General features: G+C 72.6%; 17 protein-coding genes and 1 pseudogene. 8 read left to right on the forward strand and 10 right to left on the reverse strand.

Annotated elements, in window-relative coordinates; all coding sequences use genetic code 11:
* Nucleotides 1–61: 61 nt before the first annotated feature.
* Both ACIQ8B_RS07470 and ACIQ8B_RS07475 read right to left on the reverse strand, forming a co-directional pair.
* Complete coding sequence (locus tag ACIQ8B_RS07470; protein WP_403546043.1) at nucleotides 62–3,319, reverse strand: S8 family peptidase; 3,258 nt, start codon at nucleotides 3,317–3,319, stop codon at nucleotides 62–64.
* Nucleotides 3,320–3,692: 373 nt separating this feature from the next.
* Nucleotides 3,693–4,949, reverse strand: coding sequence for an Ig-like domain-containing protein (locus ACIQ8B_RS07475; protein ID WP_403545951.1), 1,257 nt, complete (start codon nucleotides 4,947–4,949; stop codon nucleotides 3,693–3,695).
* A gap of 753 nt (nucleotides 4,950–5,702) precedes the next feature.
* Between ACIQ8B_RS07475 and ACIQ8B_RS07480 the strand changes: the two genes are divergently transcribed.
* Nucleotides 5,703–6,029 carry an LAETG motif-containing sortase-dependent surface protein gene (locus tag ACIQ8B_RS07480; protein ID WP_403545953.1) on the forward strand — a complete coding sequence of 109 codons (327 nt, stop codon included), beginning with the start codon at nucleotides 5,703–5,705 and terminating at the stop codon, nucleotides 6,027–6,029.
* 55 nt (nucleotides 6,030–6,084) lie between these two features.
* On the opposite strand, the gene hutH is transcribed toward ACIQ8B_RS07480, so the two are convergent.
* The 5 genes from hutH to ACIQ8B_RS07505 form a co-directional block, all read right to left on the reverse strand.
* Nucleotides 6,085–7,653 carry a histidine ammonia-lyase gene (gene hutH / locus ACIQ8B_RS07485; protein WP_403546045.1) on the reverse strand — a complete coding sequence of 523 codons (1,569 nt, stop codon included), beginning with the start codon at nucleotides 7,651–7,653 and terminating at the stop codon, nucleotides 6,085–6,087.
* Between the two features lie 64 nt (nucleotides 7,654–7,717).
* Nucleotides 7,718–8,869: a GGDEF domain-containing protein gene (locus tag ACIQ8B_RS07490; protein WP_290007965.1), complete on the reverse strand. Its 1,152-nt coding sequence runs from the start codon at nucleotides 8,867–8,869 to the stop codon at nucleotides 7,718–7,720.
* A gap of 55 nt (nucleotides 8,870–8,924) precedes the next feature.
* The gene (locus tag ACIQ8B_RS07495; RefSeq protein ID WP_106412721.1) at nucleotides 8,925–9,725 is read right to left on the reverse strand and encodes an enoyl-CoA hydratase/isomerase family protein; all 801 of its coding nucleotides are present in this window, start codon (nucleotides 9,723–9,725) and stop codon (nucleotides 8,925–8,927) included.
* Between the two features lie 716 nt (nucleotides 9,726–10,441).
* Nucleotides 10,442–11,551 (reverse strand): adenylate/guanylate cyclase domain-containing protein, encoded by a 1,110-nt coding sequence (locus ACIQ8B_RS07500; RefSeq protein WP_290007962.1) that lies wholly within the window; start codon nucleotides 11,549–11,551, stop codon nucleotides 10,442–10,444.
* Between the two features lie 765 nt (nucleotides 11,552–12,316).
* Nucleotides 12,317–13,219 (reverse strand): biotin--[acetyl-CoA-carboxylase] ligase, encoded by a 903-nt coding sequence (locus ACIQ8B_RS07505; RefSeq protein ID WP_403545956.1) that lies wholly within the window; start codon nucleotides 13,217–13,219, stop codon nucleotides 12,317–12,319.
* 110 nt (nucleotides 13,220–13,329) lie between these two features.
* On the opposite strand from ACIQ8B_RS07505, the gene ACIQ8B_RS07510 reads away from it, so the two are divergent.
* The 4 genes from ACIQ8B_RS07510 (at nucleotide 13,330) to ACIQ8B_RS07525 (ending at nucleotide 16,087) form a co-directional block, all read left to right on the forward strand.
* Nucleotides 13,330–14,919, forward strand: a complete 1,590-nt coding sequence (locus ACIQ8B_RS07510) for an acyl-CoA carboxylase subunit beta (protein WP_403545958.1) — start codon at nucleotides 13,330–13,332, stop codon at nucleotides 14,917–14,919.
* Between the two features lie 9 nt (nucleotides 14,920–14,928).
* Entirely contained in the window at nucleotides 14,929–15,141 is a 213-nt protein-coding gene (locus ACIQ8B_RS07515) for an acyl-CoA carboxylase epsilon subunit (protein ID WP_106412725.1), read from the forward strand.
* A 165-nt stretch (nucleotides 15,142–15,306) separates the two neighbouring features.
* The gene (mmpB, locus tag ACIQ8B_RS07520) at nucleotides 15,307–15,435 is read left to right on the forward strand and encodes a morphogenic membrane protein MmpB (RefSeq protein WP_274543353.1); all 129 of its coding nucleotides are present in this window, start codon (nucleotides 15,307–15,309) and stop codon (nucleotides 15,433–15,435) included.
* A 31-nt stretch (nucleotides 15,436–15,466) separates the two neighbouring features.
* Complete coding sequence (locus ACIQ8B_RS07525) at nucleotides 15,467–16,087, forward strand: Maf family protein (protein ID WP_403545960.1); 621 nt, start codon at nucleotides 15,467–15,469, stop codon at nucleotides 16,085–16,087.
* Here ACIQ8B_RS07525 and ACIQ8B_RS07530 read toward each other — a convergent pair.
* Nucleotides 16,056–16,580 (reverse strand): hypothetical protein, encoded by a 525-nt coding sequence (locus ACIQ8B_RS07530; RefSeq protein WP_403545962.1) that lies wholly within the window; start codon nucleotides 16,578–16,580, stop codon nucleotides 16,056–16,058. The two genes, ACIQ8B_RS07525 and ACIQ8B_RS07530, sit on opposite strands and share 32 nt — an antisense overlap.
* Before the next feature lie 364 nt (nucleotides 16,581–16,944).
* Here ACIQ8B_RS07530 and ACIQ8B_RS07535 point away from each other — a divergent pair, with 364 nt between their 5' ends.
* Nucleotides 16,945–18,717, forward strand: a complete 1,773-nt coding sequence (locus ACIQ8B_RS07535; RefSeq protein WP_290011401.1) for a biotin carboxylase N-terminal domain-containing protein — start codon at nucleotides 16,945–16,947, stop codon at nucleotides 18,715–18,717.
* A 74-nt stretch (nucleotides 18,718–18,791) separates the two neighbouring features.
* On the opposite strand, the gene ACIQ8B_RS07540 is transcribed toward ACIQ8B_RS07535, so the two are convergent.
* Together ACIQ8B_RS07540 and ACIQ8B_RS07545 are read right to left on the reverse strand one after the other, a co-directional pair.
* Entirely contained in the window at nucleotides 18,792–19,757 is a 966-nt protein-coding gene (locus tag ACIQ8B_RS07540) for a DeoR/GlpR family DNA-binding transcription regulator (protein ID WP_290011400.1), read from the reverse strand.
* Nucleotides 19,758–19,856: 99 nt separating this feature from the next.
* Nucleotides 19,857–21,311, reverse strand: a pseudogene (locus tag ACIQ8B_RS07545) (NAD(P)H-quinone dehydrogenase); the annotation flags it as partial.
* An 82-nt stretch (nucleotides 21,312–21,393) separates the two neighbouring features.
* Here ACIQ8B_RS07545 and ACIQ8B_RS07550 point away from each other — a divergent pair.
* Together ACIQ8B_RS07550 and ACIQ8B_RS07555 are read left to right on the forward strand one after the other, a co-directional pair.
* A complete protein-coding gene (locus ACIQ8B_RS07550) occupies nucleotides 21,394–21,831 on the forward strand; it encodes a gamma-glutamylcyclotransferase (RefSeq protein WP_403545965.1) in 438 nt (145 codons plus the stop codon).
* 81 nt (nucleotides 21,832–21,912) lie between these two features.
* Nucleotides 21,913–22,737: a purine-nucleoside phosphorylase gene (locus tag ACIQ8B_RS07555; RefSeq protein ID WP_403545967.1), complete on the forward strand. Its 825-nt coding sequence runs from the start codon at nucleotides 21,913–21,915 to the stop codon at nucleotides 22,735–22,737.
* The last annotated feature ends 227 nt before the right edge of the window (nucleotides 22,738–22,964 follow it).

Below are 22,964 nucleotides of genomic sequence, written 5' to 3' on the forward strand. Positions count from 1 at the left end.
CCTCCGGCGGGCCGTCGTGCGTCGCGCGGTCTCACCGCGCCGTGGTCACGTCCGTCGGGGACTACTTGCCGTGGTAGGCGTTGTAGACCGAGATCAGGGACGTGTTGCCCTTCTTGTCGGTGATCTTGGCGCGGAAGGAGATCGCCTTGCCCTTGGCGGGGTTCTTGACGGTGACCTTGCCCTTCTTGACCGTGGTCTTCTTCCAGGTCTTGCCGCCGTCGTAGGAGACGTACACCGCCAGGGACTTGAGGTTCTTGCCCTGGGCGGCGCCCTCCACGACGACCGGGAAGGTGGCCTTCTTGCCGGCCGGGACCTTGCTGTCCAGCCCCGTGACCGCGGCGAACCGGGCCGAGGAGACGGGCAGGTGCTTCTCGCCGGAGGTCTTCTTGGACCGGAAGGTCCAGCTCGCGTCGACGCGGGTGGACGCGGCGGCGACCTTGGCGCTCCGCTTGACCGAGGTGGTCAGCCGGTAGGCGGCGTCACCGGACGGGACGGTGAAGGCCTCACCGGACAGCGGGTCCTTGTTGGAGCCGACCTTCTTGCCGTTGCGGTAGAGGGTCGTCGTGGCGGACGTGATCTCCGAGGAGCCCACGTGGCCCTTGCCGTCGGAGAACAGCGGGATCATGCCGTAAAGGTCGTTGCCGTCGCGGAAGACGCCGTAGTCCGAGGTGAGACGCGGCCCGAAGACGGCCGTGTTGACGGTCTCCCGGTAGCTCTTGCCGCCCTTGTAGGCCTTGTCGACGCCGATGGTGTAGCCGGCGTCGTAGACGGGCCAGCCCTCCTTGTCGACCCCGCTCTGCTGCTCGAAGTCGAGGTCCCACTTCACGCCGTTGACCGCGGACAGGTACAGCGTGCGGGTGCTGGGCAGCTTCTGCTCGATGCCGAGCCCGGAGGCGCCGGAGCTGCCCGGCAGCCAGCCGTACGCGCTGACGGAGCCCTTCTTGCCGCTCGCCGCCGCGCCCATGCCGACCTGGACGGTGGCGAACTCCTTGGCCTTGAGGGCGCGGGTGTAACCGGTCGCGACCTTCTTCACCTTGCCGCCGGTGACGGCGCTGTACTGCGCCGTGGAACCCTTGCTGAAGTGGGCGTTCCACTGCTGGATCAGCGTGCCGTCGGTGACCTGCGGCCCGAGGTGGGCGGTGCGGAAGCCGCTGAAGGACGCCAGCCACCAGCCGTAGGAGACCGCGCTGTCGTTGGTTTCGACGGTGTAGTCGGCCAGGGCGAACTCCGTCTTGGCGCCCTTGCCCGGCACGGTGACCTTCACCGGCTTGGCCTTGCGGGCGTCCACCGTCACGGTGGTGTTCCTGGTGACGTCCAGCTTCGGCTGGGCGAGCCAGTCGGCGCCCCGCCACTTCTCCGGGTCGGCGCCCACGAACACGCTGGCGTCCAGGACGTAACTGCCCTTGGGCACGCGCACGCTGACGGTGCCGTCGGCCTCGTACGGCGCGAACGACCGGTCCTTGCCCAGGCCGGTGAGGCCCGACAGGTACGTCGAGTAGTTCGCGGTCGCCTTGCCGGAGCGGTCGAGGACCTTCAGCGTGACGGTGTGGGACTCGACCTCGCGCTCCACCACGGCGGCGGTGCGCACGGTCTGACCGCCTCCCGTGGCGACCACGTACGCCGAGTACGCGCCGTCGACCGTGCCGCCGAGGCGGGTGTCGGCGGTGACGTCCACGGAGGCCGTGCCGCCCGCCGGGACGGTCAGGGTGGAGGCGCCGAGGGTGAAGAAGCCGGCCGGGGCGGCCTTGCCCTTCGGTCCGGTGGCGGTCGACGTCAGCTTCAGCGTGACGTCCTCGGTGCCGAGGTTGCGGTAGGTGAGCTTCTCGGTGACCGGCTTGTCGTCGGTGTGCGGCCACTGCTGCACGCCGAAGTTCAGCGACACCGGCTCCGCGATCACGGTCTGCGCGATCGCCTTGTCCACCTGGACGCGGCCCGAACCCTGCTCGAAGGGGGTGTACTTGCCGCCCTTGGTGGAGGCGGTGAGGGCGCCCTTCAGCTCCGTGGACGTCCACTCCGGGTGCTGCTGCTTCAGCAGCGCGGCGGCGCCCGCGACGTGCGGGGTGGCCATCGAGGTGCCGGAGATGGTCATGTAGCCGGCCGGCTTCTCGCCGACCTCCCCGGCGATGTCGTTGCCCTTCGCCGAGGCGGCCGTGATGTCCACGCCGGGGGCGGTGACGTCCGGCTTGACGGCCCCGTCGCCGAGGCGCGGGCCGGTGGAGGAGAAGTCGGCGAGCTTGTCCTTGTCGTCGACGGCGCCGACGGTGAGGGCGGAGTCCGCGCTGCCGGGCGAACCGATCGACTGCGGACCCTCGTTGCCCGCCGCGATGGCGAACAGGACGCCCTTCTCGGCGGAGAGCTTGTCGACCGCCGCCTCCAGCGGGTCGGTCTCCGGGGTGTCCATGCCGCCGAGGCTCATGTTGACGATGTCGGCGCCCTGGGCGGCCGCCCACTCCATGCCGGCGAGGATCCCGGAGTCGTCGCCGAAGCCGCTGTCGTCGAGGACCTTGCCGTTGAGGATCTTCGCGCCGGGCGCGACGCCCTTGTACTTGCCCTTCGACTGGGCGCCCGTGCCGGCCGCGATGGACGCGACATGGGTGCCGTGGCCGACCACGTCCCCGGCGGTGGGCGCGGAGGTGAAGTTCTTGGACGCGCTCACCTGGCCCTTGAGGTCGGGGTGGGTGGCGTCCACACCGGTGTCCAGGACGGCGATCTTGACGCCCTTGCCGTCGTAGCCGGCCTCCCAGGCCTTCGGGGTGCCGATCTGCCCGACCGAGGTGTCCAGGGACGCCTTGCGGACGCCGTCCAGCCAGACGCGGGCGACACCGGAGGCGGTACGGTCGCCGTCGGTGACGGCGTCCCACAGCTCGGCGGTGGCCTCGTGCGGCGTCTGCACCGCCTCCGCGTTCAGGGACGTCAGCGCCCGGCGGACCGTGCCCGCGTCACGGACCTCGGCCTTGGCGGTCTTCGCGGAGCCCCGGTAGCCGACGATGACCTTCAGACCGCTCCGGTGCGCGGTGCGGGTCGCCGCCTTGCTCAACTCCGTGACGTCGAAGAGCCGTCGGTCCAGCTTGCCGGACGCGACCAGCCGGGCGGCGTCGGCCGGCACGACCAGCGTGTGGCCGTCGCCGCGGCGGATCTGGACGGGTATGTGCTCCCGGCCCTCGGCCGGCTCCAGGCCCACGACGCGGCCCTTGGCGTCCAGCGTGACCCGGTCGCCCGTGATGAGGGTGATCCGGTGTTTGCCCTTGAGTGCGGCCGCGCTCGCGGACGAGCCGGCGGCCGTGGTGCCCTCCCCGTTCGCCGACGCGGGGCCGGCCATGCCCGCCGCGAGCGCCACGGCGGTCGCCGTGGCGATCGTGGCCGCGCATGCTCTTTTCACTTGTCTGCGCAAGGTTCCCCCTAGCGGAGTCGCCGGGTGGCCGAAGCATCACCCGGCCGGGGGTGGTCTCGTACGCCTGCGCGCACCCCCCGGTGCTCGGAGTATGCCGACGGGCGATCAAGCGGCTCAAGGGGGATCGGAAGAGGTCGGGAAGTCGCCGGGTGACTGTGATGTCATCGCCGGAACTCCGTTACGCAATCGCGCGGTTGGGGCCGGAGGGACGAAAACGGCCGATGCCCCGTCACCGCTCCCGAGGGAGGGTTCGAGGGCACCGGCCGGGTGGTGTGGGTTTTCCGTCGTGGCGGAGGGGGCGTCAGATCGCGGAGCCCGCCTTCCACTGCTCCCAGTCCATGTTCCAGCCGTTGAGGCCGTTGTCCGGGGCGATGGTCTTGTCACCGGTGTTCTGCACGACGACCACGTCACCGATGATCGAGTTGTTGTAGAACCAGGCGCCCGGCGTGCTCGGGTCGTTCGCGCCCTTGGTGTCGGCGAGGCCCACGCAGCCGTGGCTGGTGTTGACGCTGCCGAAGATGGACTTCGCGCCCCAGTAGTTGCCGTGGATGAAGGTGCCGGAGGTGCTCAGGCGCATGGCGTGGGGCACGTCCGCGATGTCGTACTCGCCCTTGCCGTCGTCGTCGGTGAAGCCGACCGTCGCGCCGTTCATCCGGGTCTCCTTGAACTTCTCGGAGATCACCATCTGGCCCTCGTACGTCTTGGTCTCGGGCGCGCCGGCGGAGATCGGGATGGTCTTGACGGTCTTGCCGTTCTGCGTGACCTTCATCTGCTTGGTCTTCGCGTCGACGTAGGAGACCTGGTTGCGCCCGATCTTGAAGGTGACCGTCTTCTGCTGGACGCCGTAGACGCCCTCGGCGCCCTCGACGCCGTCGAGCGCCAGCTTCAGGGTGACGGTGGAGCCCTCCTGCCAGTACTGCTCGGGGCGGCAGTCCATGCGGTTGGCGTTGAACCAGTGGCAGGCCACCTCCTGGCCGCTGGTGGAGGACACGGTGATGCCCTTCTGCACGGCGGCCTTGTCCGTGATCGCCTTGTCGAAGTTGATCGACACCGGCATGCCCACGCCGACCGTGGTGCCGTTGTCCGGGGTGAAGGTGCCGATGAAGCTGTTGGCCTGGGAGACCGTCGTGAAGGACGCGTTCTCGTGGGCGACGAGGCCCCGGGAGTCCTTCGCGGACACGGCCAGCTTGTAGGTGGTGGCGCGCTCGAGCTGGACGCTGGGCTTCCAGCTCTTCTTGTCGGCCGATATCTCGCCCTCGACGACGGTGCCGTCGGAACCGGTCATCGTGACCTTGGTGAGCGTGCCCTTGTCGACGGTCACGGTGGCCGAGTTGTTGATGGAGGCGTTGTTCGAGCCGTTCTTGGGCGTGATCTCGATCCGCGCCTCGGAGGACTCCTTGGCCGCCGCCTCGTCGACCTGCGCCTGCGAGGTGTCCTTGCCGTCGGACCCCGCGGCGGCGTCGTCGTCCCCGCCGGAACACGCCGAGAGCACCAGCACTCCGCCGAGCAGAGCGGACGCGGCCGCCAGACCCCTGCGCCGCCGCTTACCGTCCGTCATCACACGCTTCTCCATCGTCGCCAGAATCCCAACCCCACGAGAGCCCGGCGGGAGCCGAGGCGTCTCGTCCACAACGTTCAACGCTACGACCGGGTGATCCGGTTCCCGAGGCCCACGCGTGTGGAACTCGCCACGTCCGCCGGTGCGGACCGCGGGAACGCCGGTCTTTGCGCCGTTTGAGACGTTCCGATCCGGTGCGCCGGTTGCCTCGCGGGGTCAACATTTCCCCAAGTCGTCCCGTGGGCGCGGGACCCGCCGCCGCAGGACGCGTCATGGAGGGACTCTTCGCCGCCGGACTCGTCGTCGCGGTCCTCGTCGCCCGCGCCGAACAGGCTCTCATCCTCGTCGCCGGCGCCCCCTTCGGGCGAGTGCGGGCCGCGGTCGATCCGCTCACTGCCCCAGGAGGCCCGCGGCGGTTCCGCCCCCGGCACCTCTCCGACCAGTGCGAACGCGTCCACGAGACGAGCCAGGACTTCCGCTGTGTCCTCCGTCACAGCCCTTTCCGCCCGGGTCCGTTCGCCGCCCGCCGGCCCCGTGCCGACCGGCGCCCCGCAGCGCGGCGCCGGTCGGCGCCCGCACGTCGCCGGTCCCGGGGACACCCTGCAGGCGAACCCGGCAAACCGTGAGATCCCCGACGTGGTCACGCCCGGAGCGCACGGGGACGGACGCCCGTGACTTTCCTGTGACCCGCGCGGTTCACTACCATCAGCCCACACGGCCAATTCGCCAGCGCCACAAGGGGATCGATATTCCGTGTCATCCGCGCTCCGTCCGTTGCTGACCGCCACCGCCGCGGGCACCCTGCTGTGCGCCCTGTGGTTCGTCCCGTCCGCGAACGCGACCTCGGACGCCCCGACGGGGACCGCGCCGTCCGCGGGTCCGTCCCCGCAGGTCACCGAGCAGGCGAGAGGCGTGTCGAGCGCGACGTCGGCCTCGCTGGAGACCACCGGCCAGGACGTCCGCCTCGCGGACACCGGAAGCTTCGACAGCACCCCGTACATCGTCGGCGGCACGGCCTGTCTGGCCCTCGGCGCCGGCTTCGTCGTCTATTCGGTCCGCAGGGAGCGCCTGGAGTTCTGAACTCCCCCACGGCGTACCGGGGCCCCGCGGACACGTCCGCGGGGCCCCGGCCTCTTCACCTCAGCGGCCCGGTGACCCGCTCCACGGCTGCCACCAGCCGCCCGTCCCGTACGAACGTCTCCGCGGCGGCGAGGTCGGGCGCCAGGTACCGGTCCGGGCCGGGGCCGCCCACGCCGGCCTCCCGCAGCGCCTTCAGCACCGCCCGCGTCGCCGGGGCCGGGGTGAGCCCCTCACGCAGTTCCACGGCCCGCGCGGCGGCGTACAGCTCGACGGCGACGACCCGGGCGAGGCCGTCGACGGCGGTGCGCAGCTTGCGCGCCGCCGACCAGCCCATGGAGACGTGGTCCTCCTGCATCGCGGACGACGGGATGGAGTCCGCCGACGCCGGTACGGCCAGCCGCTTCAGCTCGCCGACCAGGGCGGCCTGCGTGTACTGGGCGATCATCAGCCCGGAGTCGACGCCGGCGTCGTCGGCGAGGAACGGCGGCAGTCCGTGGCTGCGGTTCTTGTCGAGCAGCCGGTCGGTGCGGCGCTCCGTGATGGAGGCGAGGTCGGCGACGGCGATGGCGAGGAAGTCCAGCACGTAGGCGACCGGCGCCCCGTGGAAGTTGCCGTTGGACTCCAGACGGCCTCCCCCGGAGCCGAAAGCCTGGGAGGCGCCCCCGGGGAGGACCACCGGGTTGTCGACGGCGGCGGCGAGTTCGCGCTCGGCGACCAGCCGGGCGTGCGCCAGGGTGTCGCGTCCGGCACCGGCGACCTGCGGGGCGCAGCGCACCGAGTAGGCGTCCTGGACCCGGGGCGCGTCGTCCTGGTGATGTCCCGTCAGGCCCGAACCCTCCAGCACGGCCAGCATGTTGGCGGCGCTCGCGGCCTGTCCGGGATGCGGGCGGATGGCGTGCAGCTCGGGGGCGAGCACCTTGTCGGTGCCGAGCAGCGCCTCCAGGCTCAGCGCGGCGGTGACGTCGGCGGACCGGTAGAGGAGGTCCAGGTCGGCGAGGGCCAGGACCAGCATGCCGAGCATGCCGTCGGTGCCGTTGAGGAGGGCGAGCCCTTCCTTCTCGCGCAGTTCGACGGGCCGGATGCCGTGGTCGGCGAGCAGTTCACCGGCCGGCCGCACGCTGCCGTCGGGACCCTCCGCCTCCCCCTCGCCCATCAGCGCGAGGGCGCAGTGGGACAGCGGGGCGAGGTCGCCGGAGCAGCCGAGGGAGCCGTACTCGTGCACGACCGGGGTGATCCCGGCGTTCAGCACGTCGGCCATCGTCTGCGCGACCTCGGGCCGGACACCGGTGTGTCCGGAGCAGACGGTCTTCAGCCGCAGGAACATCAGCGCCCGGACGACCTCCCGCTCCACGCGCGGCCCCATGCCGGCGGCGTGCGAGCGGACGATGTTGCGTTGCAACCGGGCACGGAGCTCGGGGCTGATGTGCCGGGTCGCCAGGGCGCCGAAACCGGTGCTCACCCCGTAGACGGGGTCCGGCTCGGCAGCCAGGGCGTCCACGATCTCGCGGGACGCGGCGAGGGCGGCGACCGCCTCCGCGGACAGTTCGACGCGGGCGCCGTCGCGCGCCACGGCCCGCACGTCGGACGCGGTCACGCCCGACGTCCCCACCACCACAGTGTGCATATCCATATTCAGGAGCCTACGCAGTGAATGCCGCACTGTCACCACCGGACCGGGCCCGCGCCCCTTACCCGGGCGCGTGCCGCCCGCGGAACCGGCGCCGCTCCCCGTCGGCCTCCCGCGACGGTTCGTCCGCGAGCCGCACCACGGGGTCGCCCGGCCCCTCCCGCCCGGCCACCACGGGATGCGCGGCCCGCTCGGCCTTGGCCCGGTACTGCGCCGCGTCGGCCAGCCGGAACAGCCGCCGGGCGGAGCGCACCGGCCCGATCGGGTCCCCGGTGGACGCCACCCCGCACGCGACCCCGTCCCCGATGCCCAGCTCGACGGCCCGCCGGCACACCTCGTCGGCCGCCTTGACCACCTCGTCGGCGGGCGGCCCGACCGCCAGCAGGCAGAACTCGTCCCCGCCGAGCCGCGCCGCCAGGGCGCCCGGCAGCATCGCCCCGCACAGCGAGAGAACGGTGCCGAATCGTTCCAGCAGCCGGTCGCCCACGGAGTGCCCGAGCGTGTCGTTGACCCGCTTCAGCCCGTTCACGTCGCACACCACCAGGCTGACGACGGCCCCGTCGCGCCGGTGCCGCTCGACCGCCTCGTCCAGCCGGGCGTCCACGGCCCGCCGGTTGGCGAGGCCGGTCAGCGAGTCCGTGAAGGCCAGCCGCCGCGCCTCCTCCAGCCGCTCGGTCTGCGCGATGCCCGCGGCCACCACGGCGGCCAGCACGGTCGCGAAGTCGGCGTCCGCGCGCCCGAACACGGGCTCACCGACCGGCCGGGCCACGTACAGCTCGCCCCAGGCCCGCCCGTGCATCACGATCGGCGCGACCACGCAGCAGCCGCGCCCCCGCCGCCGCAGCGCCGCGACCCGCTGGTGGCAGTAGCCGGCGCGCCCCTCCTCGGGGCCCTGCGCGGTCTCCACCCAGGCGTCGGGCTCGCCCCCGCCGGCCCACTGCTCGTGCAGGAACTCGGTGATCTCGGCGAACTGGTGCACCGGGTACGACTCGTCCTCGGGGAACTCCTCCTCGCCCTCGGCCAGCTCCCCGACGTTCACCAGCACCCGCAGCCGTCCGAGCTCCCGCTCCCACACCGACAGCGCGGCGAAACTCCCGCCCAGCGCCCGGCGGGCCCCGCCGGCGGCGGCCCGCCACGCCTCCCGCGAACTGTGCGCGGCGGCCATGCCCTGAGCCAGCGCCACCACGGCCGCCAGCCGGCTCTCCTCACCCATTCCCCCAGATTAGGGAGATTCTCCGCTTGTCGAGACATCGGGGACGATGTGAAAGTCACTCCCCCGGCCACTCCGGCCGCCGCTTCTCGTTGAAGGCCGCGACACCCTCCGCCCGGTCCCCGGAGAACGCCACCGACCGCCAGGCCGCGTCCTCGACCTCCAGCCCGGCCGGCAGATCGAGTCCGTGCCCGAGCCGCAGCGCCCGCTTGGCGGCCCGCAGCCCCACGGGCGAGTTCCCGGCGATCCGCGCGGCCAGGGCGAGCGCCTCCTCGCGGTCCCGCCCCTCCTCCACCAACGCGTCCACGAGCCCGATCTCCCGCGCCTCGGCGGCCTCCACCCGCCGCGCGGTGAAGATGAGCTCGGCCGCCCGCGCCGCGCCCACGCGCCGGGGCAGCAACTGCGTACCGCCCCCGCCCGGGATCACCCCGACGGACACCTCGGGCAGCCCCATCACGGCCGTACGGTCGGCCACGATCACGTCGCACGACAGGGCCAGCTCGCACCCGCCCCCCAGCGCGAACCCGTGCACGGCGGCGACGGCGGGCACCGGCAGCTGCAGCACCCCCGTGTAGGCGGCCCGCGCCACCGGCCGCTGCCGCACCAGGTCCGCGTCGCTGAACGAGTTCCGCTCCTTCAGATCGGCCCCCACGCAGAACGCCCGCTCGTGCGAGGAGGTCAGCACCACCGCCCGTACGTCACGGTCCTCGCCCAGCGCCGCACAGGCCCCGGCGATCGAGCGGGCCATCTCCGTCGACACCGCGTTCATGGCCTTCGGCCGGTCGAGGACGAGCTCCGCGACATGCCCCCGCTCGTGCCGCCGCACCAGCACGAACTCCCCGAACCGTTCCTCACTCATGACACCCTCCGGTTAACGCGGGTTAACGTGACTCGCCCCGATCATGGCAGCCGGGAGCCGCCGAGGAAAAGGGTCCACCCGTTCGAGTGACATACGACCGACCCGGCTGAGCCGCGCCCCGCCCGGCGCGTAGCGTGCGCACACCGCGGCGCGCCGCAGGGGGGAGACAGACGATGACACCGGACGAGACCCGTACCGTCCCCCGAGGACGCCACCGCAAGCCCCGCGACCGCCGCGCCCTCCTGGCCGCGGGCGCCCTGACCCTGACGGCGTGCGCGGCGGCCCTCATCCACCTGGCGGCCCCGGACACCCCGCCCAGGGCCACGAAGGCGGCCCCCCTCCCCGAGACCAGCACCTCCACACCGGGCACGGAACCCGCGCCCCCCGAGGGCTCCACACCCCCGCCGCCCCCTCACCCCCGCCCGACGTCCCCGAGGCCCCTGGGCGGCAAAGCACAAGCCCCCCTCCTCCCACCCCGCGTCGAAACGCCACCCCCACGACCCCGGACCACACCACCACCGAGCGAACACACCCGCCCCCGCGCCGTCCCACCCCGGACGTCACCGGCACCCCAGCCCTCACCGGACCGGCACCAGCCGACGGCACCACCCCCGTCGGCACCCACACCCACGCCCCCGCCCCCTCCGCCTGACGACGACGATGACCGGGGCCTCTGCCTGCCGCTGCTCAGCCTCTGCCTGGGCGGCTGAGGGAACTCAGGCCGACGGCTCCGCGTCGTTCCGGCGGGTCAGCAGCCAGGGCTCGACCACGCCGAGACCACGCACGGGCCGCTGCCACATCGGCCGGAGGGCGAAACGGTACGAGGGCGGCTCCTCGCCCTCCTTCTCGGCCGCTGCCGCCGCCTCGGCCGCGGCGGCCTCACTGGCCGGCGCGTCACCGGTGCGGATCAGCTCCTGGGCGAAGTCGGCGTCCACGAGCACCGCGTCGCGGGGGGCTATGGAGGTGAGACGGGAGGCCAGATTGACGGTCGTGCCGAAGACATCGCCCATCCGGGTGGTGACGGTGCCGAAGGCCATGCCGACCCGCAGTTCCGGCATGGTCTCGTCGTTCGCCATGGTCTCGATGAGCCGCAGGGCGATCTCCGCGGCGGTCCCGGCGTCGTCGGCGGCGTACAGAACCTCGTCGCCGAGGGTCTTGATGAGCCGTCCGCCGCGTGCCGCGACCAGGTCGGCGGCGGTGGTCTCGAACGCCTCGACCAGCTCGCCGAGCTCCTCCTCCTCCATCCGCCGGGTCAGGCGGGTGAAGCCGACGAGGTCGGCGAAGGCGACGGCGAGCCGCCGGTCCACCATCTCCTCGTCGTCGGCCGCCTGCACCACGCGCCCGGCCGAGGCGGCGAGCTGCCGCCGCCAGACATAGACGAGGAACTCCTCCAGCTCGGGAAGGAGCAGCTCGACGATCGGATACGTGACCTCGGTGCGGGTCATGCCGGGCTCGGGCGGCTCCGTGAGCCCTTCCAGGAAGGAATCGATCTGCCATTCGGCCAGACGTGCGGTGGTCTGGCCGGTGGACCGGGCGACCTGCACGGCCATCGCCTCACTGAGGAGGCCCGCCTCCACCAGACCGGCGAGACGGCGCAGGGCGAGGACGTCCGCCTCCGTCAGGGCCTTCGCCTGGCCGACGTCGGCGAAGCCCATGGCGCGCCAGAAGCGGGTGGCGAGCTCCATCGTGACGCCGGCGCTGCGGGCCGCCTGGAACGGCGTGTAACGGCGCTCGGCGCCCAGGATGAGCTGCTCGAGACGCAGAGCAAGCGGATCCTCGCCGTCGCCCTGCGCGTCCGCACCGGAACCCGAGTCGTCGACGCTCACGCGTTGCTGCCCTTCCGATCTGTCACGGCCATGTCTCGACCGGGCTCAACTCTACGGCAGGTGTGCGGTAGCTCACTCCGTCAGGTTGGGCCGCGGGTGAGGCACGGGTCGCGCCCCTTGCCCCACGCGCCCGGGACGCGACCCCGGGGGCGCTTTTCAGCCACGGTCGCGCAAGCGGCGCGGGTGGGGTGCTGCACGCCCCGGCGCATCGTCACGTGCCCGGGGTGGGTGCGGGCCCGGGGTGTCTGCGCAACCCGGCGCTTACGGGGTGCCTCCCCCAGAGGGGGTACCCCCAGCGCCCACCCGTGCCGCCCCAGCGGCACGACTGCCCGCAGTGGGGGCGCACCCGACCGCGCGGTAGCCGCGTACGGCGAGACGGCTCGCCCACCATGGGCGGGATGCAGCCGCCTGCGGCGGGGAGGGGACGGGGTGGGGGCGGGCGCCCGCAGCGGCCGGCGCGTCCGCGCCCTTCACTCACCGAGACGCACTCTCGCGCCGGACCGAGGACGACCGCCCCCACCGCGGTCCCGCACCACCCACCGACCGCGGGCGCTGCGCCCGCCCCCACCGAACCGCAACCCTGCGCCGCAGGCACGGAACCCCAGCCCCCACCGGACGGAACACTCCGCCGCAGGCACGGAACCCCAGCCCCCACCAGACGGAACACTCCGCCGCAGGCACGGGACCCCAGCCCCCACCGGACGGAACACTGCCCCACGAGCGCCAGTCCCACCGACGGAACCCGCACCGCACGCATCCCCCACCTCACGCCCGCAAGTGGACGATGTCCCCCGCCCCCACCGGCTCCTGCACCCCCGCCTCCGTCGCCAGCACCAGCCGCCCGTCCCCGTCCACGGCCACCGCCTCCCCCACCAGCGCCCGGTCCCCCGGCAACTCCGCCCGCACGACCCGCCCCAGCGTCGCGCACCCCGCCGCGTACGCCTCCTGCAGCCCGCACGCCCCCGCGTCACCGCCGGCGGCCCGCCAGCGCCCGTACCAGTCCTCCAGCCCCCGCAGCATCGCCCGCAGCAACGGATCCCGGTCCGTACTCACGGCCCCCGCCAACGCCAACGACCCCGCCGTGGGCACCGGCAGCTCATCAGCGCGCAGACTCACGTTGATGCCGACCCCGACGACCACACCACCACCCCCCGAAGCCCCCGCCGTCCCCGCGGCCTCCGCCAGGATCCCCCCGGCCTTCCGCTCCTCTCCCCCCACCGTCACCAGCACGTCATTGGGCCACTTCAACGCCGTATCGACGCCCCCGGCCCGCGCCAGCCCGGCAGCCACGGCGACCCCCGTCAGCAACGGCAGCCACCCCCACCGCTCCACCGGCACGGCGTCCCCCGGCCGCAACAACACGGAGAAGAACAACCCGGACCGGGCAGGAGCCACCCACTTCCGGTCCAGCCGCCCCCGCGCGGCGGTCTGCTCCTCCGCGACAAGGACAACCCCCTCCTCCAACCCCTCAGCGCCACCCCCGCCGGCCCGCGCCACAAGATCGGAGTTCGTGGACCCGGTCCGCTGCACCACGTCCACCTCCCGCCACAGACTTCCCTCCCGCACGAGAGCCCGCCGCAGCGCGGCGGCGTTCAACGGCGGCCGGTCGAGGTCGGACCACCGGCTACGGCGGGGCCCAGCGGATTCGGAGTCATCTCGGGGTGTCATGCAACCCACACTAGGTGTGGGAAACACCGCACTGCCGAACACACGGCCCCCCACTACGCTACGGCTGAGTAACCGTCCCCCCTTTTGAGCAGGCAGGGAGCCGCATCCCGATGTCCGAGCCGGAAGAGCAGCAGCCTGACATCCACACCACCGCGGGCAAGCTCGCGGATCTCCAGCGTCGCATCGAAGAGGCGACGCACGCCGGCTCCGCACGCGCCGTCGAGAAGCAGCACGCCAAGGGCAAGCTGACGGCCCGTGAGCGGATCGACCTCCTGCTCGACGAGGGCTCCTTCGTCGAACTGGACGAGTTCGCCCGGCACCGCTCCACCAACTTCGGCCTCGACGCCAACCGCCCGTACGGCGACGGCGTCGTCACGGGCTACGGCACGGTCGACGGCCGCCCGGTCGCCGTCTTCTCCCAGGACTTCACCGTCTTCGGCGGCGCCCTCGGCGAGGTCTACGGCCAGAAGATCGTGAAGGTCATGGACTTCGCGCTGAAGACCGGCTGCCCGGTCGTCGGCATCAACGACTCCGGCGGCGCCCGCATCCAGGAGGGCGTGGCCTCCCTCGGCGCGTACGGCGAGATCTTCCGCCGCAACACCCACGCCTCCGGCGTGATCCCGCAGATCAGCCTGGTCGTCGGACCCTGCGCGGGCGGCGCGGTCTACTCCCCCGCGATCACCGACTTCACGATCATGGTCGACCGGACCAGCCACATGTTCATCACCGGCCCGGACGTCATCAAGACGGTCACCGGCGAGGACGTCGGCTTCGAGGAGCTCGGCGGCGCCCGCACGCACAACTCCACGTCCGGCGTGGCGCACCACATGGCGGGCGACGAGAAGGACGCGATCGAGTACGTCAAGCAGCTCCTCTCCTACCTCCCGTCCAACAACCTCTCGGAGCCGCCGGCGTTCCCCGAGGAGGCCGACCTCACGGTCACCGACGAGGACCGCGAACTCGACACGATCGTCCCGGACTCGGCGAACCAGCCGTACGACATGCACACGGTCATCGAGCACGTCCTCGACGACGCGGAGTTCTTCGAGACGCAGCCCCTGTTCGCGCCGAACATCCTCACCGGGTACGGCCGCGTCGAGGGCCGCCCCGTCGGCATCGTCGCCAACCAGCCGATGCAGTTCGCCGGCTGCCTGGACATCACCGCGTCGGAGAAGGCGGCCCGCTTCGTGCGGACCTGCGACGCCTTCAACATCCCGGTGCTGACCTTCGTCGACGTCCCCGGCTTCCTGCCCGGCGTGGACCAGGAGCACGACGGCATCATCCGCCGCGGCGCCAAGCTGATCTACGCCTACGCCGAGGCCACGGTCCCCCTCATCACCGTCATCACCCGCAAGGCGTTCGGCGGCGCGTACGACGTGATGGGCTCCAAGCACCTGGGCGCCGACCTCAACCTCGCCTGGCCCACCGCCCAGATCGCGGTGATGGGCGCGCAGGGCGCCGTCAACATCCTGCACCGCCGTACCATCGCCGAGTCGGACGACCCGGAGGCGACCCGGGCCCGGCTGATGCGGGAGTACGAGGACGCCCTCCTCAACCCCTACGTCGCGGCCGAGCGCGGCTACGTCGACGCGGTGATCATGCCGTCCGACACCCGCCGCCACATCGTGCGCGGTCTGCGCCAGCTGCGCACCAAGCGCGAGAGCCTGCCCCCGAAGAAGCACGGCAACATCCCCCTGTAAGGAGCCGCTGTGACGATCAAGGTCGTACGGGGCAACCCGACCCCGGAGGAGCTGGCCGCCGCACTGGCGGTGGTCAGGGCGCGCGCCGCGGCGGCGGCCGCCCTGCCGTCCGGCGCGCCCACGGTCCGCGACGCCTGGTCCGACCCGTCCCGCATCGCCGCCCGCCACGTGCCCCGGCCGGGCCCGGCGTCGTGGTCGCGGACGTACTGGCCGGGCGCCTGATCCGGCGACGGCGTCCCGGACGGGCCGTACGCACGGCGTACGGCCCGTCCCGCGTCACCGCGCCCTCCCCACCGGCTCCCCTCACCCCACCGGACCCTCCCCGCCCCGCCAAGTTGAGTACGCGTACTCAGGCGCCCCCCTCCGGCTCCGCCGCACGCTGGAGGAATGCTGTGGTCCGACCCCGAGAACAAACCGCCGAAGGAACTGCGCGACGCGCAGGAGATGCTGCGGCGGCTGGGTGTTCTCATGGCGCTGGCCATGGTGCTCGCGATGCTCGTGATCGGCGTGAGGTGAGGCATCCGGGCGACGTCGATACGCTGACCGTATGACAGATCAGCCGCGTCGCCGCCTCGTGCTCGCCTCCCAGTCCCCCGCCCGGCTCGGGCTGCTCCGCCAGGCCGGACTGGACCCCGAGGTGAGGGTCAGCGGGGTGGACGAGGACGCCGTCTCCGCCCCCACCCCCGCCGAACTGGCGCTCGCCCTGGCCGAGGCCAAGGCGTCCGTCGTCGCCGCGAAGCCCGAGGTGCGGGGCGCGCTGGTGATCGGCTGCGACTCGGTGCTGGAGCTGGACGGCCAGGCCCTCGGCAAGCCGGCGGACGCCGAGGAGGCCACCGCGCGCTGGAAGGCGATGCGCGGCCGGGCGGGCGTCCTCCAGACGGGTCACTGTGTCCACGACACCGTCAGCGGGCGTTACGCCTCCGCCACCGCCTCCACGGTCGTCCGTTTCGGTGAACCTTCCGAGGAGGAGATCGCGGCCTACGTGGCGTCCGGCGAACCGCTGCACGTGGCCGGGGCGTTCACCCTGGACGGCCGCTCGGCCCCGTTCATCGAGGGCATCGACGGCGACCACGGCAACGTGATCGGCATCAGCCTGCCGCTGGTCCGCCGCCTGCTGGCCGAACTGGGCGTCGGCATCACGGAGCTGTGGGCGCCGCGGGCGGACTGACCGGCGTGCCGGGCCCGCCCGGGCCGCCGGGGCCCGCGGAACCGTCCGTACCGCCGGGGCCGCCGCCCGCCGTCCCGGCAGCGGCGTCCGCCGGCTCCCCGGGCCGCCCGTCGTGCGTCATCAGGAGCAGCACGACGAGCGCGAGGACGACGGCCATGAGGAGGAACGCCGTCCAGCCGACGAGCCCCCACGCGAACGCGCCGAGCAGCGCGTGCACCACCGCGGCGCTGATCAGCAGCACCTTGCCGAATCCGGCCGGGGCCCGGTCGCGCACGGCGACCAGCAGGGACACCAGGCCGCACAGCGCGAAGTAGAGACCGAAGACCACTCCGCCGGCCTTCGAGGACACCGACATCACGTCCGGGTCGAGGCTGGCCAGCGACATGTCCTGCCGGTCGACGACGACCCCGAGGAACCAGTTCACCGCCAGCACGCCCAACGCCTCGGCGAACAGCACGAGCGCGACGATCCACGCCACCGGTCTGCGGACCACCGGCCCCCACCCACCTTCGAGCACGACTGTGGTTACCCCGAGTATGTTCGGGACGACGCGAAGGCTACTAACCGGTAAACCCCGGTACAAGGGGCCTGCCGAGGGCAAAGAATCATTGGGCCATTCGTAGGGACTCCACAAAGAAACCAAGTGGGCCGCGGCACGCTCTCACAGAGACCTTGACCACACGACGGCGCTAGTGTTTCCGGGAGGAGTCCTGCGTACCGAGGTGCGACAAGGGCTTTCGCGGGTCGAGCAAGCCTCGCATCACGCTCCGTGTGGGCAAGCTCACCACTGGGGACGGGTCGAAGTGCCGTGTCGGCAGTCCCTAAACTCGGCTTGTTTCAAGGAGGGAGCCTCAATCGTGCGCAAGGTGCTCATCGCCAACCGTGGCGAAATCGCTGTCCGCGTGGCCCGGGCCTGCCGGGATGCCGGAATCGCGAGCGTTGCCGTCTACGCCGACCCGGACCGGGACGCTCTGCATGTCCGCGCCGCGGATGAGGCGTTCGCCCTGGGCGGTGACACTCCGGCCACCAGCTACCTGGACATGGACAAGGTGCTGAAGGCCGCGCGGGAGTCGGGGGCCGACGCGATCCACCCCGGCTACGGCTTCCTCTCGGAGAACGCCGACTTCGCCCAGGCGGTGCTGGACGCGGGCCTGATCTGGATCGGCCCGCCCCCGCAGGCCATCCGCGACCTCGGCGACAAGGTCGCCGCCCGGCACATCGCGCAGCGCGCGGGCGCCCCGCTGGTCGCGGGCACGCCCGACCCGGTGAGCGGCGCGGACGAGGTCGTCGCGTTCGCCGAGGAGCACGGCCTGCCGATCGCCATCAAGGCCGCGTTCGGCGGCGGCGGGCGCGGCCTGAAGGTCGCCCGCACCCTGGAAGAGGTCCCCGAGCTCTACGACTCGGCCGTCCGCGAGGCGGTCGCCGCCTTCGGCCGCGGCGAGTGCTTCGTCGAGCGCTACCTCGACAAGCCGCGCCACGTGGAGACCCAGTGCCTGGCCGACCAGCACGGCAACGTGGTGGTGGTCTCCACCCGTGACTGCTCGCTGCAGCGCCGCCACCAGAAGCTGGTCGAGGAGGCCCCCGCGCCGTTCCTCACCGACGCCCAGGTCGAGGAGCTGTACCGCGCGTCCAAGGCCATCCTCAAGGAGGCCGGCTACGTCGGCGCGGGCACCGTGGAGTTCCTCGTCGGCAACGACGGCACGATCTCCTTCCTCGAGGTCAACACCCGCCTCCAGGTGGAGCACCCGGTGACCGAGGAGGTCGCCGGCGTCGACCTGGTGCGCGAGATGTTCCGCATCGCCGACGGCGAGGAGCTCGGCTACGACGACCCGGTGCTGCGCGGCCACTCCTTCGAGTTCCGCATCAACGGCGAGGACCCGGGCCGGAACTTCCTGCCGGCTCCCGGCACCGTCTCCGTCTTCGCCCCGCCGTCCGGCCCGGGCGTGCGTCTGGACGCGGGCGTGGAGTCCGGCAGCGTGATCGGCCCGGCGTGGGACTCCCTGCTGGCCAAGCTGATCGTCACCGGCCGCACCCGCAAGGAGGCGCTGGAGCGCGCCTCCCGTGCGCTGGAGGAGTTCACGGTCGAGGGCATGGCCACGGCCATCCCGTTCCACCGCGCGGTGGTGAAGGACCCGGCGTTCGCCCCCGAACTGACCGGCTCCAGCGAGCCGTTCACGGTGCACACGCGCTGGATCGAGACCGAGTTCGTCAACGACATCAAGCCCTTCGCCTCGCCCGCGGACGCGGACGCCGAGGAGGAGGCGGGCCGCGAGACGGTCGTCGTCGAGGTCGGCGGCAAGCGTCTGGAGGTCTCCCTGCCCGCGTCGCTCGGCATGAGCCTGGCGCGCACGGGTCTGGCCGCCGGCGCCAAGCCCAAGCGCCGTGCCGCCCGCAAGTCGGGCCCGGCGGCCTCCGGTGACACCCTCGCCTCCCCGATGCAGGGCACGATCGTCAAGGTCGCGGTCGAGGAGGGCCAGGAGGTGCAGGAGGGCGACCTGGTCGTCGTCCTGGAGGCGATGAAGATGGAGCAGCCCATCAACGCCCACCGCTCCGGCACCGTCAAGGGCCTGACCGCGGAGGTCGGCGGCTCGGTCACCTCCGGCGCCGCGATCTGCGAGATCAAGGACTGACCCCCGCCGACACCGCAGCGCCCGGCGCTCCTCCTGCGAGGGGACGCCGGGCGCTGTCGTACCGGCGAACCCGGTCAGCGCCGCCGCAGGTCCGCCACCCGGGCCGCCCGCTCGGCGCCCTGCCCCTGGTCGGACGCGGCGCCCAGCCCCACCGCCGTACGCAGTCCGGGCGCCTGCCGTCGGGGGCCGGGCAGCGGGACGTCACGGCGCTGCCGCCCCGACGGCGGTCCGTCATGTCCCGCGCCGCCGTTTCCCCCCGGCGCCCCCGCGACGGCGATCTGCACGCCCTGGTCGGCCAGCGCCTGGAGCTCGGTCGCCGCGCGGTCGTCGTGCGCGGGCGGCTCGTCGGTCACCAGCCGGGTGATCAGGTCGGTCGGCACGGTCTGGAACATGGTGTCCGTGCCGAGCTTGGTGTGGTCGGCGAGGACCACCACCTCGGCCGCAGCCTGCACCAGCGCCCGGTCGACGGACGCCGACAGCATGTTGGACGTGGACAGCCCGCGCTCGGCGGTCAGGCCGCTGCCCGAGAGGAAGGCCCGGGAGACCCGCAGCCCCTGCAGGGACTGTTCGGCGCCGCTGCCGACGAGGGCGTAGTTCGAACCGCGCAGCGTGCCGCCGGTCATCACGACCTCGACCCGGTTGGCGTGGGCGAGCGCCTGGGCGACCAGCAGGGAGTTGGTGACGACCGTCAGCCCGGGCACCCGGGCCAGCCGGCGGGCCAGCTCCTGCGTGGTGGTGCCCGCGCCGACCACGATGGCCTCGCCCTCCTCCACGAAGCTCGCGGCGAGGTCGGCGATGGCGGTCTTCTCGGCGGTGGCGAGGTGCGACTTCTGCGGGAAGCCGGACTCGCGTGTGAAACCGCCCGGCAGTACCGCACCGCCGTGCCGGCGGTCGAGGAGTCCTTCTGCCTCCAGCGCGCGCACGTCCCGCCGTACGGTCACTTCGGAGGTCTGGACGACGCGGGCGAGCTCACGGAGCGACACGGCTCCGTTCGCTCGCACCATTTCGAGGATCAATTGGCGACGTTCTGCAGCGAACACGAAACTGACAGTAACGCCGGCGACCGTCTGCTTTCAGCAGTTTGCGCTGAATAGCAGAAGTTGTTCGCACGGCCCCACGGCAAGTGGTATAGGGCCGGGTCAGCCCTCGCCGTCCGCCTTCCGCGTGTGCAGCTGCCGCGCGACCTCGGCGATCGAGCCCGACAGCGACGGGTACACGGTGAAGGCGTTCGCGATCTGTTCGACGGTCAGGTTGTTGTCGACCGCGACCGAGATGGGGTGGATGAGTTCCGAGGCGCGCGGCGCCACGACGACACCGCCCACCACGATGCCGGTGCCCGGCCGGCAGAAGATCTTGACGAAGCCGTCGCGGATGCCCTGCATCTTGGCGCGCGGGTTGCGCAGCAGCGGCAGCTTCACCACGCGCGCGTCGATCTTCCCGCCGTCCACGTCGGCCTGCGTGTACCCGACGGTGGCGATCTCGGGATCGGTGAAGACATTGGAGGAGACCGTCTTCAGGTTGAGCGGCGCGACCGCGTCCCCCAGGAAGTGGTACATGGCGATCCGCCCCTGCATGGCGGCCACCGAGGCGAGCGCGAAGACACCGGTGACGTCACCCGCCGCGTACACGCCCGGGGCCGTGGTCCGCGACACCTTGTCGGTCCAGATGTGGCCCGACTCCCGCAGCCGCACCCCGGCCTCCTCCAGGCCCATGCCCGCGGAGTTGGGGACGGCGCCGACCGCCATCAGACAGTGCGTGCCGGTGATGACCCGGCCGTCCGCCAGCGTCACCTCGACCCGGTCCCCGACCCGTTTGGCGGACTGCGCCCGCGAGCGGGCCATGACGTTCATGCCGCGCCGCCGGAAGACGTCCTCCAGCACGGCCGCCGCGTCCGGGTCCTCGCCCGGCAGCACGCGGTCGCGCGAGGACACCAGCGTCACGCGGGAGCCGAGCGCCTGGTAGGCGCCGGCGAACTCGGCGCCCGTGACACCCGAACCGACCACGATGAGCTCCTCGGGAAGCTCGTCGAGGTCGTACACCTGGGTCCAGTTCAGGATCCGCTCGCCGTCGGGCTGCGCGTCCGGCAGCTCACGCGGATGACCGCCGGTCGCGATCAGCACGGCGTCCGCGGTGAGCGTCTCCTCGGTGCCGTCGGCGGCGGTCACGACGACCTTGCGCGACCCGTCGAGCGCCTGCATCCCGTCCAGCCGCCCGCGCCCGCGCATCACCCGTGCGCCGGCGCGCGTCACGGAGGCGGTGATGTCGTGCGACTGCGCCAGCGCGAGCCGCTTCACGCGCCGGTTGACCTTCCCCAGGTCCACGCCGACCACCCGGGCGGACTGCTCCAGCGGCGGGGTGTCGTCGGCGACGATGATCCCCAGCTCCTCGTAGGAGGAGTCGAAGGTGGTCATCACCTCGGCCGTGGCGATCAGGGTCTTGGACGGCACGCAGTCGGTCAGCACCGACGCCCCGCCCAGGCCGTCGCAGTCGACGACGGTCACCTCCGCGCCGAGCTGCGCGGCGACCAGCGCCGCTTCGTATCCGCCGGGTCCGCCACCGATGATCACGATCCGAGTCACGTACTCCATTGTCCCGCACGCTTCACCGTGCGACCGCCCGGGGGTGTTCCCCCTCGGTCACCCCGGCCCCGGCATCCCCTGCCGTACCCTTCCCCCCATGTCGCTCTACGCCGCCTACGCCGGCAACCTCGACGCACGGCTGATGTCCCGCCGCGCCCCGCACTCCCCGCTGCGGGCCACCGGCTGGCTCAACGGCTGGCGGCTGACGTTCGGCGGCGAGCACATGGGCTGGGAGGGCGCGCTGGCCACCCTGGTGGAGGACCCGCTCTCCCAGGTCTTCGTCTCCCTCTACGAGATCGCACCCATGGACGAGGAGTCCCTGGACCGCTGGGAGGGGACGGGCCTGGGCATCTACCGCCGCACCCGGGTCCGCGCGCACACCCTGGACGGCGAAGAGGGCGCCTGGGCCTACGTCCTGAACTCCTACGAGGGCGGCCTGCCCTCGGCCCGCTACCTGGGCGAGATCGCCGACGCGGCGGAGTCCGCGGGGGCGCCCCACGACTATGTGATGGAGCTCCGCAAGCGTCCCTGCTGAGGGAAACGACAAGACAACGATCGCCATCCCGTCACTTCCCACATCTACGCGCGTAGGCGAATTGCGGCTACCCTCGTCGACGTGAACGCTTCTCTTCTTCCGGACGACATCCAGGGCGACCCGTACGCCGCAGCCGACGCCGCCGCAGTCCGTCTGCGCGAACTCACAGGCGCCGAGACCCACGACGTCGCCCTCGTGATGGGCTCCGGGTGGGCCCCGGCCGTGGACGCGCTCGGCACCCCCGAGGCCGAGCACCCGGTCACCGAGCTGCCCGGCTTCCCGCCGCCGGCGGTCGAAGGCCACGGAGGCAAGATCCGCTCCTACCGCGTGGGCGCGAAGCGTGCCCTGGTCTTCCTGGGCCGCACCCACTACTACGAGGGCCGCGGGGTGGCCGCCGTCGCGCACGGCGTCCGCACGGCGGTCGCGGCGGGCGCGAAGACGATCGTGCTGACCAACGGCTGCGGGGGGCTCCGCGAGGGGATGCGCCCCGGGCAGCCGGTCCTGATCAGCGACCACATCAACCTGACGGCGACCTCGCCGATCGTGGGCGCGAACTTCGTGGACCTCACCGACCTGTACTCCCCGCGCCTGCGCGCCCTGTGCAAGGAGATCGACCCCTCCCTGGAGGAGGGCGTCTACGCCCAGTTCCCCGGCCCGCACTACGAGACGCCCGCGGAGATCCGCATGGCCCGCGTCATCGGGGCGGACCTGGTCGGCATGTCCACGGTCCTGGAGGCCATCGCCGCGCGCGAGGCCGGCGCGGAGGTCCTCGGCATCTCCCTGGTGACCAACCTGGCCGCGGGGATGACGGGCGAGCCCCTCAACCACGAGGAGGTCCTCCAGGCGGGCCGCGACAGCGCGACACGCATGGGCGCGCTCCTCACCCAGGTGCTGGGGCGCTTGTAACCCACCTGCTCGCAGCGCGGCTGCTTGTCAGCGGGGCTGTGCGGCTCGGGGTGCGGGTGCCTTCGGCGCGGGTGGGCCGCAGCGACGCCCGGCGTGGGCGCGGGCCGGGGGGGTGTCGGCGCAACCCGGCGCCAACGGGGCGCATCCCCCAGAGGGGGTACCACCGTGCCGCCCCGGGGGCACCTCCCAGGCCCTTGAGGCACCGGGGAGGCACGACTGCCCGCGGT

Origin of the sequence: Streptomyces sp. NPDC096105 (genome assembly GCF_044763335.1) — a bacterium.
GTDB lineage: Bacteria > Actinomycetota > Actinomycetes > Streptomycetales > Streptomycetaceae > Streptomyces.

Bases quoted from the DNA above. Each gene is read 5' to 3' on its own strand.
- ACIQ8B_RS07470 (WP_403546043.1), bottom strand. From the start codon at position 3,319: ATGGCCGGCCCCGCGTCGGCGAACGGGGAGGGCACCACGGCCGCCGGC.
- ACIQ8B_RS07475 (WP_403545951.1), bottom strand. From the start codon at position 4,949: ATGACGGACGGTAAGCGGCGGCGCAGGGGTCTGGCGGCCGCGTCCGCT.
- hutH (WP_403546045.1), bottom strand. From the start codon at position 7,653: ATGCACACTGTGGTGGTGGGGACGTCGGGCGTGACCGCGTCCGACGTG.
- ACIQ8B_RS07490 (WP_290007965.1), bottom strand. From the start codon at position 8,869: ATGGGTGAGGAGAGCCGGCTGGCGGCCGTGGTGGCGCTGGCTCAGGGC.
- ACIQ8B_RS07495 (WP_106412721.1), bottom strand. From the start codon at position 9,725: ATGAGTGAGGAACGGTTCGGGGAGTTCGTGCTGGTGCGGCGGCACGAG.
- ACIQ8B_RS07505 (WP_403545956.1), bottom strand. From the start codon at position 13,219: ATGACACCCCGAGATGACTCCGAATCCGCTGGGCCCCGCCGTAGCCGG.
- ACIQ8B_RS07510 (WP_403545958.1), top strand. From the start codon at position 13,330: ATGTCCGAGCCGGAAGAGCAGCAGCCTGACATCCACACCACCGCGGGC.
- mmpB (WP_274543353.1), top strand. From the start codon at position 15,307: ATGCTGTGGTCCGACCCCGAGAACAAACCGCCGAAGGAACTGCGCGAC.
- ACIQ8B_RS07525 (WP_403545960.1), top strand. From the start codon at position 15,467: ATGACAGATCAGCCGCGTCGCCGCCTCGTGCTCGCCTCCCAGTCCCCC.
- ACIQ8B_RS07550 (WP_403545965.1), top strand. From the start codon at position 21,394: ATGTCGCTCTACGCCGCCTACGCCGGCAACCTCGACGCACGGCTGATG.